The following is a 15,697-nucleotide window of genomic DNA, read 5'->3' as shown; positions in this document are numbered from 1 at the left end:
CAGAATCATCGTTCTTTCTGTATTCAGGTCTATGATTTTAGGAGAGAATAGAAGAAGAATTGTGTCCAATTTTGTCGTTTTTTAAGGTTTTTTCCTGATTTGTTCTATTGAAAATGCTTTATAAATGGCGCAAATTTCGCTATGATAAGGAGAAATGATTTTGATTCGGCGAAAGAGATGAGTATTGTACGGTATTGAGAAGTTTCGTGCAACTTTATGCCTTTCTTATGCGTTTATAACATAGAGGGGAGAAAAATCAGTGACGATCGATGAAATTTATCAAATGTATATGAACGATGTTTACAGGTTTCTGCTCTCCATGACAAAAGACAAACATTTGGCAGAAGACTTATTGCAGGAAACCTTTATGCGTGCTTATATACATATTCATTCCTACGACCATAGCAAAGTGAAACCTTGGTTATTTCAGGTGGCACGAAATGCTTTTATTGATTATGTCAGGAAACATAAAAAAGAAGTGACCATATCGGATGATCTTATTGGCGGCCTTTTACAAACGTCTGTACAAAGCCCTGCTGAACAGATTGAAATAAAAGAAGTCCTCAACATGTATTTAGAACAGCTTCCAGATAACTACAAGGAAGCGTTGACATTGTATTATTTAAAAGAACTGAATTACAAGGAAGCATCCAAGGTCATGAATATTACTGAAGCAAATTTTAAAAGTGTTTTATTTCGTGCAAGGCAGCGCCTAAAAGCACTATATAACAGAGGTGTTAATGATGAATGAAGAGTTTAACAAGCGATGGGAACAATATAATAATGGTGAGATGAACGAGGAAGAAATGATAGCGTTTGAAGAAGAGCTTGAAGAAAACGAAAAACGCTTAAGTCAGGAACTGAACGACTCGGATTGGACCGATTTTTCCATCAGTCCTGAAAAGCAAAAAGCCATCTTGCAATACGGAAAAAGAAAGTCTTATTTACGTATTTCTGTACTTGCTGTCATCTCTACACTTATTATTTTACCGCTTTGTACATTAGGAAGTTATCTATATTACGGCGTTGGCGGAGCAGAGAGCAAAGGGAATCATTTCATGGAAACAGCCGCTGTAACAGTCGCTTTGACGAAACCAAACGTGGCAATTGAAATGAAAGATTTAAAAGGCCAAGTCAAGCTTTTTGGAATGAACACAGAACTTAAGCTGCAAAAACAAATTGGCAATAAAACAGAAGCCATTGGCAGTGAGCAAATCGAGATGTTCTTCGATAAATTAAAGCAGCCTACGATCTCATATTATGGTGACAGCGCACGCGAGACGGAGGATTTCTTTACCCATCCTTCTACTCAGGCAGATGCATCAAAAAAACAAACACTCACTACTTTAGACAAGCTTCCTGAAGGAACAGTCAGTGAAGTGTATGTCTCCTATGACAAAGCGTATATACCAAAGGACGTTTATTCCTTTGCTAAAAAATATGATATGAAAGTGCTCTGGAATGCGATTAAAACAGAGGATTCATTAAGCGGGAATCAGCGGCCAATTGGCTTTCCTGGGAGAGACTCTGAATTCTTAAAAGAGCTTCAGCACACATCAAAAACAGAGGTAGATCAATTTAAAGATGCCCTTGCTTATGTCAATCAACACCCAACCTGGGCAAAAACGATCTCTGGCAGACCTGAATTGGATCTGTCAAACCGAATACGCTATATCAACCAAAATGGTGTCACGATTTATGGCTCTGTGATCACAGGTCCTTCGAAAGAAATCGAGAAATTTGTGAAGACAAAACGCATTAAAACGGCAAAAGTGAGCGAGGTGGAATTATGGAATTGGTAAGAATTTTTAAAGAGCATAATGTATTTGGCTGGATTTCTGTCGGTACAGCGATATTATCCCTGCTCATGCTGAACCTCGCCATTATCAGTAATGTGACATTTTATTCTTTTCAGATGCTCCCTTTTGCAATGGCCGCAGTTCCATTTGGCATTATTGAACTGTTCATTAAAAAAGGCCGTACGGGCCCTGGGTTCCTCGGTGTCGTACTGAATATCTTTGTCATTTTATGTGTCTATGCCATCGTATCGATCGATGTCGATCTTCAATTAGGCTTTTAAGCCGCTCTCAAAATGAAAAGCCCGTGTTACTTGACTAATGCCAAGTAACACGGGCTTTTTCTATCGATTTATTTTCTTCATTCTACAGCGCAAATAAAAAAGACTGCTTCATAAGCAGTCTTTTAAAATAAATTAGTTCACAAATGTTTTCGCTCCAAGGTAAATCGGCTTCCAGTAGCTTGAATTCATATCACTGATCGTCACACCATCGGAAGCAGCATGAATAAACTTGTTGTTCCCAATGTAGACACCCATGTGAGATGGACCCGATTTATATGTTGTAAAGAACACAAAATCGCCAACCTTTGGAGAAGATACGCTTTTCATTGATCCCCAGAAACCTTCAGTTGTTTGTCTTGAAATCTTTTTTTGCTTGTTAATGATATACCACATAAACCCACTGCAATCAAAGCCCTTTGGTGTCGTTCCACCCCATCTATATGGTGTGCCATTGTACGCTTTAGCATCCGCAACAAGCTTAGACGTGTTTAAAGAAGAAACAGAAACTGTTTTTTCTTTAACAGGTGTTGTCTTTACTTTTTTAGACGTCTTTTTGACCTTTAGCTTTTGCCCAATTTTAATCAGGTTTGTTTTGAGTTTATTTAACGATTTCAGCTCTTTTACAGTCATGCCGTACTTTTTGCCGATTTTCGATAATGTATCACCTTTCACAACTTTATGAGTGGCTGTCGCTGACGCCGCTTTTACTTTTGTTGTTGTTTTTGATGTTTTCGTTGTTTTTTTTGCGGCAGTACTATTTACTTTTAACGTTTGTCCAACATATATCGTGTTAGATTTCAGCTTATTGTCTGATTTAATCTTGCTCACGCTTGTCTTATATTTTTTCGCTAGAACAGAAAGAGAGTCACCTTTTTGAACTTTTACTGATTGCGCTGAGGCAGCTCCGGCAAATAATGTCGTCCCAAGTAGAACTGCACTTGCAGCTGTGATCAATTGTTTTTTCATTTGTTCCTCCTGTATGTATCTATCGTGATCCGGATTTTTATCTACTTACTATTATAAGGATCAAATACCAGAAGAAATAGTCTTGACTTCCTACGACATTATGCTTATTAATTCGGCAAAATTTATTTTTTTTTAGGGTTCTTTATATTTCATTTTCATTACACAATCATGACAAAATAAATGTATCTTGTCATGGATAAATGATACATTCATTTCTCTTTTTGGCTCATTCTATGTAAAGTGGACCTTTACAATTTTAAAGGGATTTTTACGATCCTGTAAATGGGAATCCACAATTCTGCTCTACCATTGTAAACGTAAGAGCGATACATAAACAATGAGGAGGCAAAATGAATGAGTGTGTTGAAAAGCTCGAAAACGAAAATCGCTGCAGTGGCGGCAGCATCTGTGCTATCGATTGGCATTTTTTCAGGAATTGAATTTGGACAAGCGGACAAAGCAGAGGCTAAAAAGAAGCCCAAAAATGACGTGCAAAATGTGATCGTGCTGATCGGGGATGGCATGGGAACACCGTACCTTTCAACTTACCGCTCATTTAAGCACAACGGAGACCTTTCAAAACAAACAGCGTTTGACCCTTACCTCACTGGCATGCACAAAACATATCCTAATGATTCGAAAAGCAATATCACTGATTCTGCCGCAGCTGGTACAGCTATGGCAACTGGTAAAAAAACTTACAACAATGCAATCAGTGTAAATAAAAAGGGCAAAAAATTAAAAACAGTTCTAGAAGAAGCAAAACGGAAGGGAAAATCTACGGGACTTGTCGTGACCTCTGAATTAACAAATGCCACTCCTGCTGCGTATGCGGCTCACGATGTATCGAGAAAAAATACAGCATCCATCGCTGATGATTTCTTCGATGAAAAAATCGGTAAACAGCATACAGTCGATGTCATGCTTGGCGGAGGTCTCGTCGATTTTGTCCGAAAGGATCGTGATTTAACGAAGGAATTTAAGCAAGCTGGATATGATTATGTCACCAATAAAGAGGCATTACAAAAAAACAAAAATCAAAAGGTGTTAGGCATTTTTGCAGATGGCGGTCTTGATAAAGCGATTGATCGTGATAAAAAGACCCCTTCCCTGCAAGACATGACGTCCTCAGCCATTAAACAGCTGTCTAAAAACAAAAATGGGTTTTTCCTTATGGTTGAAGGCAGCCAAATTGACTGGGCAGGCCATGATCATGATATTGTGAGTGCCATGAGTGAAATGAAGGATTTTGAAAAAGCATTTGAAGAAGCGATTCGTTTTGCAAAAAAGGATAAAAATACGTTAGTCATCACCACTGCCGATCATTCAACTGGCGGACTCTCCTTTGGGGCAGACGGCTCGGGCAGCTGGGATTATAAACCGGTAAAAGCAGCGAAAAAGACCCCTGATTTTATCGCAAACAAAATCGTCAGTGGTATGACTGTTGAATCAGCGCTTAAACAATATATCGATCTTGATTTCACAAAAGAAGAAATGGCCTCCATTCAAAAGGCTGCTGAAACAAAGGATGCTGTTAAAATTGATGATGCGATTGAAGAAGTGATCAACGTGAGATCTCATACAGGCTGGACCACATCAGGTCATACGGGTGATGAAGTGCCATTCTTTGCGTATGGCCCAACAAGCCAAAAGCTAAAAGGTCTGATGGAAAACACCGATCAAGCAAAACACATTTTCAAACTGCTGAAAAACCAATAAAATCGGCAAAAAAAGATGTCTGCTCAGAGACATCTTTTTTTGATTTTTTATGCGAGATATTTTCTATGAACTCCTTTTCCATCATACGAAAACATGACTTCTTTTCCTTCAAGAATGGATTCGATATGCACACTTCTTCCCCATAGCTGATGCAAATATGGGAGTACTTTTTCTAAGTATTTCAAATCTAGTTCAATGCCTTCATACCAATGTTTAATATAGAGTTCATTGTTTTTTAAATAGTCGCCATCCATCACGGTCAAATAAGGAAAACCGCCATTGACCCTCATGCTGACTAGCTGATCACGAACAGCCTTCCATTCTTTATCGATGACTTTATAATCTCTCCCTTGTTTTTGAAACAAGTACAAATCTTCTCTCATCACAAGGTCTTTTGTTAAGTAATTTCGAATGAAGGAAATATCTGATTCAATCTCCCTGACTTCAAACATTTTGCTGCGGCCTGATCCTTCTGTCACCCCTGCTTTTTTTAATTCTTCACATGGGTTGTCATAGCGCTCTTCGATATCTTCAAAAATCTTCAGACCTAAATAGTAAGGATTGATGCCCGTTTTTGACGGCTGCACCACGCCAGCATTTAATTTGGCAAACTCAATCGATTCACTTGAATCCAAATCAAGCTCTCGCATAATCCGCTGATGCCAATACGATGCCCAGCCTTCATTCATAATCTTTGTTTCTAGCTGCGGCCAAAAATAGAGCATTTCCTCTCTCAGCATCGTGAGAACGTCCCGCTGCCACGGCTCTAGCTCCCGGGAGTGCGCCTCAATAAAGAGTAAAATATCTTTTTCCGGCTTTGGCGGAAATGGCTTGGCGATTTTCTTTTTCTCACGTATTTTCGGCTCATCCATTCCCCACAAATCATCATACGGCGTCTGACGCTTTGGTTTGTCATCTTCATATTCTTCTTCATCGCCGATATTCCAGCTTAGTTTTGAACGTACAAGAGACGGATCAATATGCTCCTGAAGAGCCAATACGGCGTCTAAAAAGGATTCAACTTCTTTTGTTCCATGAAGGTGCTCATATTCCTTGATCCGCTCTGCCGCTGCTGACATACTTTCTACCATGTCTCGTTTTGTGTTTTGAAAACGGCAATTATTTTTGAAGAAGTCACAGTGAGCCAGTACATGAGCCACAATTAATTTATTTTGAACAAGCGTGTTGTTATCAAGTAGAAAGGCATAGCAAGGATTTGAATTGATGACCAGCTCATAAATTTTGCTTAATCCTAAATCATAATGAAGCTTCATTTTATGAAATTGTTTCCCGAAGCTCCAGTGGCTGAATCGTGTTGGCATTCCGTATGCACCGAACGTATAAATAATTTCCGCGGGACAGATTTCATACCTCATCGGATAAAAATCTAGACCAAATCCTTCTGCAATTTCTGTAATTTCATCAATGGCTCTTTGTAAAAGACGTTTTTCTGATACGCTCAAGGAAACCATCCCTCCTCATCGGACTTATCCCTACTATATGAGCGCATCTAAAAAAACATGATGTTCCGCCATTCGTTTAGACGACTTCCATTTCTTTTGTGGACTGCCCGCCGAATGACTCGAAATGTATATTCTGTTCTGGAATTCCCAGCTCTTTTAGTATATAAATCATCTCTTGTGTAAATACCGGGGAACCGCAAAGATAAAATTGCCCCTTCCCTTCTCCAACCACTGATTGAAGGAATGGACGGTCAATGCGGGAAGCTGCCTTTTCAACAAGCTCACCTTTACCAGACTGCGCAAATTGTTCATTACATAAGAGGATGCGGCCATGCGGAGCTGAAGCTAGAATGCTTTCAAATTCATGTTCAAAAGCGGTGACATCCTCTAATCGATCTGCATGAATCATTGTAAATGGCTGGCTGTTTTGCGCTGCTGTTTTCAATAAACCAATCATTGGTGTGACGCCAGAACCCGCACTAATGAAATAAACAGGCTCTTTTGTGTCTTCTTGCAAGCAGAACATTCCCTGCGGCATACTCACTTGAAGAACGTCTCCTTCTTCCATTTCATCATGCAAAAATGTAGACACATGACCATCGCGCTTCACTGTGATGCGGTAATAAGACGGATGATGCTGATCTGATAAGCTGTATTGTCTGCTGCACATATAAGCCTCACCCGGCATATCTGCCTGAACCGTAATGTATTGGCCGGCTTCAAACATTGGCAGCTCTGACTCATCTTCTGGTACTAAATAAAAGGAGATCAGTGCTGGAGATTCCTGTACTTTTTTCTTAATCACAAACGGTTTCACATCTGACCATCCGCCTGTTTGTTTTACATTCTCCTCCATCATTTCTGCTTCAATCGTAATAAAGATATTCGCAATGATGTCATATGCCGCCTTCCAAGCTAAAAGTGTGTCATCTTTTTCAGTTAAACCAAACACTTCTTTCATCGCTTCAATTAGGTGATATCCGACGATTGGATATTGCTCTTCTTTGACCATCACACTGACATGCTTATGGGCAATCTGTTTGACCGCAGGAAGTAATTCTTCTAATCGATCGATATGCAGTGCAGCTTGGTATAGTGTTGCAGCAAGCGCCTCTGGCTGACTTCCGTTCATAAGGTTTGTTTTATTAAATTGATTGAGTAGCTCTGGATGCTGACGAATCATATTTTGATAAAAAACAGTCACAAGTTTGGTTCCCTCGGCTTTTAATAAAGGGGCTGATTGTTTAATGGCATTCATTTGATCTTTAGATAACATCGTTATTCCTTCTTTCAAAAGATGTATTTTAAATACATCTTTATCGTAATGGATGACAGCTTATAAAAGCAATATTTATAATACATGTTTTAAATGTTGTCACATTTAAAACTTTCTCGAACAGTTTTTGTCTAAAGTGTGTTACGATGATACAAAACTCTATCAGGTTTAGAGGTCGTCAAAATGAAACTAACGAATTATACAGATTTCTCATTAAGAGTACTCATTTATTTAGCATCAAGAGAGAACAATGAACTGTCAAATATTCAGCAGATCGCCGATGTTTATGGCATCTCTAAAAATCATCTGACAAAGGTGATTTACCATCTTGGAAAACGCGGGTATGTAGAAACGATCCGTGGGAGAAATGGCGGGATTAGGCTTGGGAAAAGCCCAGAAAGCATTAACATTGGAGAGGTTGTCCGTTATACAGAGGATGATTTAGTCATGGTTGAATGCTTTGATCCAAGCAAAAACAACTGTATCATCTCCCCGATTTGTTCATTAAAGCATGTACTTCATGAAGCACTTACTGCTTACTTGCGCGTACTTGACCAATACACATTAAAAGATTTAACTCAAAACAAAGATGCTCTTAGAGAGCTCCTCCTTTAGGCGAAAGAATTCTATTCTTTCGTCTTTTTCTTTACCTCCTTGTAATAATAATTAATTTAAAATTATTATAAATAGATATTGACTATCATGTTTGATTCAATATAATTAGGGTATATAGATTGCTAGAAACCATTTTTTTGTTTACAGGAGGAGAAAAAGAATGACAAATTCAAATCATAAAAATTTGACAACAAACCAAGGCGTACCTGTTGGCGATAACCAAAACTCAAGAACAGCTGGTCACCGCGGACCTACATTTCTTGATGATTACCATTTGATTGAAAAACTTGCACACTTCGATCGTGAACGTATTCCAGAGCGTGTCGTTCATGCAAGAGGCGCCGGCGCTTATGGTGTGTTTGAAGTTGAAAATAGCATGGAGAAACATACAAAAGCTGCTTTCTTAAGTGAAGAAGGAAAACAGACAGATGTTTTTGTTCGCTTCTCAACCGTTATTCATCCTAAAGGTTCACCTGAAACATTGCGTGATCCGCGCGGCTTTGCTGTCAAATTTTACACAGAAGAAGGCAACTATGATCTAGTTGGTAACAACTTGCCGATCTTCTTTATACGTGATGCATTGAAATTCCCTGATATGGTTCACTCTCTCAAGCCAGATCCTGTAACCAATATTCAAGATCCTGACCGTTATTGGGATTTTATGACCTTAACACCTGAATCCACTCATATGCTCACATGGCTCTTCTCTGATGAAGGAATTCCTGCGAGCTACGCTGAAATGCGCGGTTCTGGTGTGCATACATTTAGATGGGTCAACAAATATGGAGAAACAAAATATGTGAAATATCACTGGAGACCTTCAGAAGGTATTCGCAATTTATCAATGGAAGAAGCAGCAGAAATCCAAGCAAATGATTTCCAGCATGCGACAAGAGACTTATATGACCGCATTGAAAATGGCAACTACCCGGCATGGGACTTATATGTGCAGTTGATGCCGCTGAGCGATTATGATGATCTTGATTATGATCCTTGTGATCCAACAAAGACATGGAGCGAAGAAGATTACCCGCTTCAAAAAGTAGGACGCATGACACTGAACCGCAATCCTGAGAACTTCTTTGCTGAAACAGAGCAATCTGCTTTCACACCAAGTGCACTTGTTCCAGGAATTGAAGCATCTGAAGATAAACTGCTTCAAGGCCGTCTGTTCTCATATCCAGATACGCAGCGTCATCGTCTTGGTGCCAACTATATGCGTATTCCGGTGAACTGTCCTTATGCACCTGTACACAATAATCAGCAGGATGGCTTCATGACAACGACTCGTCCAAGCGGTCATATTAACTATGAACCAAACCGTTACGATGATCAGCCAAAAGAAAATCCTCACTACAAAGAAAGCGAACAAGTTCTTCATGGTGATCGAATGGTGAGACAAAAAATTGAAAAACCAAACGACTTCAAACAAGCTGGGGAAAAATATCGAAGCTACTCAGAAGAAGAGAAACAAGCATTGATCAAAAACCTAACAGCTGACCTGAAAGACGTAAATGACAAAACAAAATTACTTGCGATCTGCAACTTCTATCGTGCAGATGAAGATTATGGACAACGATTAGCCGATTCACTTGGCGTAGATATCCGCTCATACCTTCAAGGAAGCATGAAATAATGGCTTAAGAATGTTGACAAAGGGCTAAAATGATCTTGATTTTAGCCCCTATGTCTTCTTTTCAGCGGAATAGAAAACCTTTGCAGCCCTAGGAAGGACGAGTATTGGCGCGTATTTATGATGTGAGCACCAGCACACAGGACTGACAACGAATGCAATGGTTTGTCTCCACGCTGGAGCACCTCTTTAATAGAGGTGCTTTTTTTATAGCCGGAATACGTTAATACTAATCAAATGACCGGTGACCGGGTGAAAATAGATTTCTGCATGCGCAGCAAAAAGCGTTGAGCCTTCCTTCACGGTGACGCGAAAGACATCTTTTGTCTGATCTTCATTTACTTGTGTACGCCCGATATATTGATAATCGTTTAAAGCGGCGCCTTCATATTCCTCTTGCAGCGCTGTGTACGCAAGTCTTTCCCAATTTTCAACAGGCTGCATCGCTGCATTTGTTGCAGGATGGATCATGAAACTGCCAAACAAAACCATTCCCGCTGCAAACGGCACCCACCATTTCGGCTGCATGATATCATTGATCTCACTTTCATGTATATTTTGTTTATGTTTTGCTGATCGATCCATTTTCATACATGAAGCATTTATTCAGCCTATAATTGCCGGTACACGATTGATGCGGACACCAACTTTTCCCCTGAAAATGTCGATATGTTCCGAGCAAACTAATGAGGACTTCTCAAGGGAAAGGAGAAGGTTTAATGAATGTGGCGGATTATGATAAAGCACTTTATTATACGCATCGCTCGCAGTGGGATAATTTACTTATTCTTATGGTACGTACGCAAGATGACTTGCTCTCGAAACGTATTGAGCATTTCTTACACGCGTATCAATTTAACCGGAACGATGCTGATGTTGAAAAATGTTTATATGGGCTCCTACAGTACATTGACCATGCTTCAGAGGCTGCTGCTTCTGAAGTTTATTCACAACCGATGTACACATAAAGAAAAAGGCTGATGATCAGCCTTTTTACATACATTTAGCAGTGCGCAGTAATTGGAAGCATAAAGTGGTCTTTGACCCAATGTTGTTTTGTATAAACAAACAGCGCATCCTCATCATTTGGCGCCTTCACCGTGTGTAAGCCGTCAATTGACGGATCAGGTGTAAAATAGAACATCACTTTTTTCGTCGTTTCATTCATAATATGTGCAACAACTTCCTCTATATTTTGTGGCTCAAGAGAAATGATATCAAAGACATGTATGGTTTCATTTTCTTCATTCATCAGGACAATCGTATCCAATGCTTCAATATAGAAAATGGCCTCCGGCCAAACCAATGTAAAGTAGAACATTAATAAGCTGCCATGATCCTCAGCATCTAATTTCATTGAACCCGTTTGACGTTTTTCTGCGAACTGTTCAAGTAATGGCAGGTCATGTTCCAATGTTAGCTGCTTGAAGCGCATGTCCTTATTTATCTGAATGACGCTTTTGCCGATATCGAGACTAAATTCACTTTCGTGGTAACGGGTAAAGCCGAATTTCGGATAGTCCAGTACAGTTTCATTGGCAAAAGAAAAATCAAACCACAGTCATGTTCGTACGTATCCATAATATGCTGCATTAACTTTGTCGCTAATCCCTTGTTGCGGTAGGCTTGATCCGTCATCACCGTGCCAATTTGAACAGCTCGATACGTTTCGCCATCAATGATCAGTGACATGAGATAAACGGAAGCGTTTGAGATCTCTTTCCCGTGATGGACAAAGGAATAAGGAATATATTTTTCATCCCAATATCCTCTTTTGTACCAGTCACTAAAATCCAAATCAAAAGTTTTGATCGCTAATTGATTAAAGCTTTCTTTCAATTCGTTATCATAGCGATAATCACTCACTAATTCAATATGTGTCCATGCTCATTTCCTCCTTTTATCATTTCACCTCTAGTCAGCCGGTTTATCACCACCTTCAAAATAAAAAAAGACTTGATGAGCAGATACTCATCAAGTCTTTTAACGTTTATCTCATAGAAATTAGACTGAACACGCTTCTCTTATCACGCAAAAGGGCACGTCAAATAACCAACTACTGTGCTCTTTTTATTCAATTCATTGAACTGAATGTGTGCTTAAAAGTTTTAGCATAACGACTAAATTCCCTTCTGTTATAGCAGCTCTTTGGGCTGACTTTTTTGATAATCCACTGCATATAGAGCCGCTTGGGTACGATCTGCCAGCTCTAGTTTTGATAATACATGAGATACGTGCGTTTTGACAGTCTTTTCAGAAATGAACAAAGATGAGGCAATTTCTTTATTGCTTTTCCCCTTTGCAATTTCGAATAAGACATCTCGCTCTCTATTGGTCAGCTCTTTCATTAACTCCCATCTTTGCTCTTTTGGCTCAGTCAAATGCTGCACAAGAAAATTGGTGATATGACCATCTAATTGATAGGTGCCCTTTTGTACGTCAATCATTGTCGTAAGAAGTTTTTCTGGCGCTACATCCTTGAGCTGATAGGCTTTTGCCCCTGCTTGAATGGCGGGAATAACATAATCTTTATCCGCATAGCTTGTCAGGATTACAATGCGGGTATCGGGCATTTCCAGCGTCATTTGTTTCGTTGCCTCAATGCCATTCATTACAGGCATCGATAAATCCATGAGAACGATGTCAGGACGCGTTTGTCTGACAATTTCTAATGCTTCTTCTCCATTAGAAGCCTCCCCAACGATTTCAACGTCAGGCTGTGTCTGCAGGAAAAACACAAGCCCTTTTCTCACAATATGATGATCATCTGCAATGACGACTCTCATGACGACCCCTTCCTTTCTTGAGAAAATGGCACCTTTACTTGAATAGTGGTTCCTTTACCAAGCTCAGACTCTATACAAAATGTCCCTCCAGCTCTTTTGATGCGGTCAGACATCCCTTTCAGACCGAGTGAAGGAAGGCTCATTTGCTCGTCATACTGAAACCCTTTTCCGTGGTCGATGATTTTCATCACAAACGTGTCTTTTGATTGTTCAAGCTGGACCTTAACTTCCTCTACTTCCGCATGTTTTTGACAATTATTCAGCGCTTCCTGGCATACTCGAAACAACGTTTCATGCTGGGTATGATCCATCTCCATACAGCCTGATAACGATAATGTACAGCGTAATCCTAAAAGTTTTGCATATTCTTGAATCCCTGTTGTGAATCCTTTTTCAAGTCCTCTTGGCCTTAGCTGCCAAATGAGTGACCGCATTTCAACCAGTGCATCTTGTGACAAATGCTGAATAAAATCAATCATTTCCCCTAAATTCTGATCGTTTGTCATTTGACGGGCGGCTTTCGCCGTCAGACTAACTGAAAATAGCATTTGGTTAACGGAATCATGCAAGTCCTGTGCAAGCCGGTTTCTTTCTTCCAAAAGAGCATGCTGATGTTCGTTTTGCACAAGCTTCATCCGTTGAATAGCCGTACCAATTTGAAGCGCAATGCTTTCAAGCAAGTTCAATTCTTCTTGCGTAAATGTGACTTTTCCTTTTGCCGCCACATTCAATAATCCGAACGTACGCTTACATGCTTTGAGGGGAACCGTCGCATGATGCGTAATTCCTTCAGTATCCCCGAGCTGCTTTTTCATCGCCGTTTCGATGCGTTTACAATTCATAATGTTTGTGGCTGATTGGAGTGAACCTTTTGTGTATCGATTGATGCAATAGCAATCGTTTTGGCACATGAGCTCTTTTTGATGCTTTGCCAGCGCTTCGGGTAAGGAGACCTCTGCCATCAGTTCATACGAGCCGTCTTTTTCTATAAAATAAATCCATGCTGAGTGAAAGCCTGTGATATCCATCAACATATGAAGCACTTCATGAAGCGTTTCTTTCATTTCCGTGCCTTCATTTAGCTTTTCAGCAATTTCTTTTAACGTTTTTAATGTCTCAACCTTCTCTTGGTATTCTCCCATACTGTTTACCCCCGGCCTTTGCTGCCTTCTCTTTTCATTACGCTCATTATATCATGAGCATTCTGCCGGTTCTTTCTCTAAAAGGATGATTTTTTCTCATCCTTTTGATGGAGAAAAAGCCATCATGCATTCACGATGGCCTTGTTTGTTTATTTAGCTGTTTCTTCCACGATTTCATAAACGACTTTCATCACTTCTTCTGACAAATGCTTCAGCTTTTCTTCGCTATCTGTTAACGATGTACCTTTGACAGCCATATAAAATTTCACTTTAGGCTCAGTGCCGGAAGGTCTTAAACAGAACCACGAGCCATCCTCAAGAAAATACTTCAGCACGTTTGATGCTGGCAGATGAATGGTTTCTTCTTTCTTTTCGGAAACGAGGTGTCTTTGACTTGATTGGTAATCCTCGATGACAGTGATGCGCTGACCCGCAATAGCAGCTGGCGGATTTGTTCTAAAGGTATGAAGGATCGCTGAAATTTGCTCTGCGCCTTCTTTTCCTTTTAAGGTTAACGACTTTAACCCTTCCCGGTAAAATCCAAACTCCTTGAAAATATCAACAAGCGCATCGTACAAGGACTTGCCTTGTTTTTTATAGAAAGCAGCAACTTCGACAGCTAACAGCGCTGCTTGCACCGCATCTTTATCTCGGGCAAAGTCGCCGATCAAATAGCCATAGCTTTCTTCGTACCCGAATTGAAATGTGTATTCTCCACTCTCTTCAAATTGCCTGATTTTTTCTCCGATAAACTTAAAGCCGGTCAGTGTGTCCATCGTATGGGCACCAAATGCGGAAGCAACAGCACGCCCGAGCTCACTTGTGACAATCGTTTTCATCACAACAGGACGAGGCGGCAGCTGACCAAGCTTTTGTTTTTCAGACAATAAATAATGGAGCAATAGGGCTCCTGTTTGGTTGCCTGTTAAGACGGTAAACTCTCCATCATGATCTCTGACCGCAATACCTAACCTATCCGCATCTGGGTCTGTTGCAATGAGGATATCGGCATTCTGCTTTTCGCCAAGCTTGATGGCATACTCAAATGCTGCATGCTCTTCTGGGTTTGGTGATGTCACTGTTGAAAATTGCGGATCTGGTCTTTCCTGTTCAGGCACAACGGTTACATGCTGATAGCCTAAAGCTTGAAGTCCTTTTCGGACAGGCTGGTTGGCCGTACCATGAAGCGGTGTGAAAACGACTTTAACATCGACCTCACCTGCCAGCTCAGGGTGGACACTGATCGTTTTTAATTTTTCAATATAAGCATGATCGATTTCTGCTCCGATCATCTTGATCAGCCCTTGTTGTTTTAACGTTTCTTCTGAATCAACTGAAATCGACAGTTCATTTTCTATTGCATCTACTTCTTGAATGACTTGATCTGCCTGAAATGGTGGCAGCTGTCCGCCGTCTTCTCCATATACTTTATAGCCATTATATTCTGGTGGATTGTGACTTGCTGTTACGACAATCCCAGCAAATGCATTCAGCTCTCGAACAGCAAAGGAGAGCTCTGGTGTTGGACGCAGTTCGTCAAATACGTATGTTTGGATGCCCTGTGAAGCAAGAGTTTTGGCTGCTTCCATCGCAAATTCAGGCGATTTATGGCGTGAATCATATGCAATGGCGACGCCTCTTCTTTTTGCATCCTCTCCATGTTTCGCAATATACGCAGCAAGGCCTGCAGATGCTTTACGAACCGTGTACACATTCATTCGGTTCGTGCCAGCACCAATCTCCCCGCGCATTCCTCCAGTGCCGAACTCAAGGTTTTTGTAGAAACAGTCTTCAAGTGCTTGTTGATCATCTTGATGTGCCTCCAGCCATTCCCTTAGCTCAGTATCCAGGTGCTTCTCATTGATCCATCGCTCATAATTCCTCTTCCAACTCATGGTCGTCCTCCCAGCTCTTATCATCAATAAAATAACCTCTCCTGTTATTTTATATGGAATCAACCTTTATGTCATGCTATATCGTTGGGAGATGAAGAAAATGATGAACAAATAAAAAAAGC

16 protein-coding genes are annotated in these 15,697 nt (G+C 40.3%); 7 read left to right on the top strand and 9 right to left on the bottom strand.

Features of this window, described 5'->3' with window-relative positions; genetic code table 11:
• Positions 1-259: 259 nt before the first annotated feature.
• From MHH68_RS04855 to MHH68_RS04845, 3 genes are read left to right on the top strand one after another with little or no spacing between them, the layout of a single operon-like run.
• Positions 260-751, top strand: coding sequence for a sigma-70 family RNA polymerase sigma factor (locus tag MHH68_RS04855; protein WP_008348979.1), 492 nt, complete (start codon positions 260-262; stop codon positions 749-751).
• Positions 744-1,802, top strand: a complete 1,059-nt coding sequence (locus MHH68_RS04850) for an anti-sigma factor (protein ID WP_339165376.1) — start codon at positions 744-746, stop codon at positions 1,800-1,802. The genes MHH68_RS04855 and MHH68_RS04850 overlap by 8 nt, the downstream gene beginning before the upstream one ends.
• Complete coding sequence (locus MHH68_RS04845) at positions 1,790-2,080, top strand: hypothetical protein (protein WP_003212420.1); 291 nt, start codon at positions 1,790-1,792, stop codon at positions 2,078-2,080. Before MHH68_RS04850 ends, MHH68_RS04845 begins: the two co-directional genes overlap by 13 nt.
• Before the next feature lie 132 nt (positions 2,081-2,212).
• Here the strand turns inward: MHH68_RS04845 and MHH68_RS04840 are convergent, their stop codons facing one another.
• Positions 2,213-3,046 (bottom strand): LysM peptidoglycan-binding domain-containing protein, encoded by an 834-nt coding sequence (locus MHH68_RS04840; protein WP_339165374.1) that lies wholly within the window; start codon positions 3,044-3,046, stop codon positions 2,213-2,215.
• 354 nt (positions 3,047-3,400) lie between these two features.
• Between MHH68_RS04840 and MHH68_RS04835 the strand changes: the two genes are divergently transcribed.
• Positions 3,401-4,765, top strand: coding sequence for an alkaline phosphatase (locus MHH68_RS04835; protein WP_058014429.1), 1,365 nt, complete (start codon positions 3,401-3,403; stop codon positions 4,763-4,765).
• Between the two features lie 47 nt (positions 4,766-4,812).
• Here the strand turns inward: MHH68_RS04835 and MHH68_RS04830 are convergent, their stop codons facing one another.
• Together MHH68_RS04830 and MHH68_RS04825 are read right to left on the bottom strand one after the other, a co-directional pair.
• Positions 4,813-6,228 carry a SpoVR family protein gene (locus MHH68_RS04830; protein ID WP_058014430.1) on the bottom strand — a complete coding sequence of 472 codons (1,416 nt, stop codon included), beginning with the start codon at positions 6,226-6,228 and terminating at the stop codon, positions 4,813-4,815.
• A gap of 76 nt (positions 6,229-6,304) precedes the next feature.
• On the bottom strand, positions 6,305-7,504 hold the full coding sequence (locus tag MHH68_RS04825) for a globin domain-containing protein (protein WP_339165372.1): 1,200 nt from the start codon (positions 7,502-7,504) through the stop codon (positions 6,305-6,307).
• A gap of 183 nt (positions 7,505-7,687) precedes the next feature.
• Here MHH68_RS04825 and MHH68_RS04820 point away from each other — a divergent pair, with 183 nt between their 5' ends.
• Both MHH68_RS04820 and MHH68_RS04815 read left to right on the top strand, forming a co-directional pair.
• Positions 7,688-8,119 carry an Rrf2 family transcriptional regulator gene (locus MHH68_RS04820; protein WP_058014432.1) on the top strand — a complete coding sequence of 144 codons (432 nt, stop codon included), beginning with the start codon at positions 7,688-7,690 and terminating at the stop codon, positions 8,117-8,119.
• A gap of 160 nt (positions 8,120-8,279) precedes the next feature.
• Positions 8,280-9,755 (top strand): catalase, encoded by a 1,476-nt coding sequence (locus MHH68_RS04815; protein ID WP_058014433.1) that lies wholly within the window; start codon positions 8,280-8,282, stop codon positions 9,753-9,755.
• 204 nt (positions 9,756-9,959) lie between these two features.
• On the opposite strand, the gene MHH68_RS04810 is transcribed toward MHH68_RS04815, so the two are convergent.
• Complete coding sequence (locus MHH68_RS04810; protein WP_044140630.1) at positions 9,960-10,343, bottom strand: YqzG/YhdC family protein; 384 nt, start codon at positions 10,341-10,343, stop codon at positions 9,960-9,962.
• Positions 10,344-10,471: 128 nt separating this feature from the next.
• On the opposite strand from MHH68_RS04810, the gene MHH68_RS04805 reads away from it, so the two are divergent.
• A complete protein-coding gene (locus tag MHH68_RS04805) occupies positions 10,472-10,720 on the top strand; it encodes a YhdB family protein (RefSeq protein WP_024426598.1) in 249 nt (82 codons plus the stop codon).
• A gap of 35 nt (positions 10,721-10,755) precedes the next feature.
• Here the strand turns inward: MHH68_RS04805 and MHH68_RS04800 are convergent, their stop codons facing one another.
• The 5 genes from MHH68_RS04800 to MHH68_RS04780 form a co-directional block, all read right to left on the bottom strand.
• Complete coding sequence (locus tag MHH68_RS04800; RefSeq protein WP_339165369.1) at positions 10,756-11,166, bottom strand: hypothetical protein; 411 nt, start codon at positions 11,164-11,166, stop codon at positions 10,756-10,758.
• 29 nt (positions 11,167-11,195) lie between these two features.
• Entirely contained in the window at positions 11,196-11,618 is a 423-nt protein-coding gene (locus MHH68_RS04795) for a GNAT family N-acetyltransferase (RefSeq protein ID WP_339165367.1), read from the bottom strand.
• Between the two features lie 269 nt (positions 11,619-11,887).
• A complete protein-coding gene (locus MHH68_RS04790; protein WP_061407224.1) occupies positions 11,888-12,538 on the bottom strand; it encodes a response regulator transcription factor in 651 nt (216 codons plus the stop codon).
• Complete coding sequence (locus MHH68_RS04785; RefSeq protein ID WP_339165365.1) at positions 12,535-13,680, bottom strand: GAF domain-containing sensor histidine kinase; 1,146 nt, start codon at positions 13,678-13,680, stop codon at positions 12,535-12,537. The genes MHH68_RS04790 and MHH68_RS04785 overlap by 4 nt, the downstream gene beginning before the upstream one ends.
• Positions 13,681-13,829: 149 nt before the next feature.
• Complete coding sequence (locus MHH68_RS04780) at positions 13,830-15,575, bottom strand: phospho-sugar mutase (RefSeq protein ID WP_268498189.1); 1,746 nt, start codon at positions 15,573-15,575, stop codon at positions 13,830-13,832.
• Positions 15,576-15,697 lie beyond the last annotated feature (122 nt).

Source organism: Bacillus sp. FSL K6-2841, from assembly GCF_037976435.1.
In the GTDB taxonomy this organism is placed as follows: domain Bacteria; phylum Bacillota; class Bacilli; order Bacillales; family Bacillaceae; genus Bacillus; species Bacillus pumilus.
This window is presented reverse-complemented; position numbering and strand designations above follow the sequence as displayed.

Bases quoted from the DNA above. Each gene is read 5' to 3' on its own strand.
- MHH68_RS04840 (WP_339165374.1), bottom strand. From the start codon at position 3,046: ATGAAAAAACAATTGATCACAGCTGCAAGTGCAGTTCTACTTGGGACG.
- MHH68_RS04820 (WP_058014432.1), top strand. From the start codon at position 7,688: ATGAAACTAACGAATTATACAGATTTCTCATTAAGAGTACTCATTTAT.
- MHH68_RS04810 (WP_044140630.1), bottom strand. From the start codon at position 10,343: ATGAAAATGGATCGATCAGCAAAACATAAACAAAATATACATGAAAGT.
- MHH68_RS04785 (WP_339165365.1), bottom strand. From the start codon at position 13,680: ATGGGAGAATACCAAGAGAAGGTTGAGACATTAAAAACGTTAAAAGAA.
- MHH68_RS04835 (WP_058014429.1), top strand. From the start codon at position 3,401: ATGAGTGTGTTGAAAAGCTCGAAAACGAAAATCGCTGCAGTGGCGGCA.
- MHH68_RS04790 (WP_061407224.1), bottom strand. From the start codon at position 12,538: ATGAGAGTCGTCATTGCAGATGATCATCATATTGTGAGAAAAGGGCTT.
- MHH68_RS04780 (WP_268498189.1), bottom strand. From the start codon at position 15,575: ATGAGTTGGAAGAGGAATTATGAGCGATGGATCAATGAGAAGCACCTG.
- MHH68_RS04805 (WP_024426598.1), top strand. From the start codon at position 10,472: ATGAATGTGGCGGATTATGATAAAGCACTTTATTATACGCATCGCTCG.
- MHH68_RS04815 (WP_058014433.1), top strand. From the start codon at position 8,280: ATGACAAATTCAAATCATAAAAATTTGACAACAAACCAAGGCGTACCT.
- MHH68_RS04825 (WP_339165372.1), bottom strand. From the start codon at position 7,504: ATGTTATCTAAAGATCAAATGAATGCCATTAAACAATCAGCCCCTTTA.
- MHH68_RS04850 (WP_339165376.1), top strand. From the start codon at position 744: ATGAATGAAGAGTTTAACAAGCGATGGGAACAATATAATAATGGTGAG.
- MHH68_RS04845 (WP_003212420.1), top strand. From the start codon at position 1,790: ATGGAATTGGTAAGAATTTTTAAAGAGCATAATGTATTTGGCTGGATT.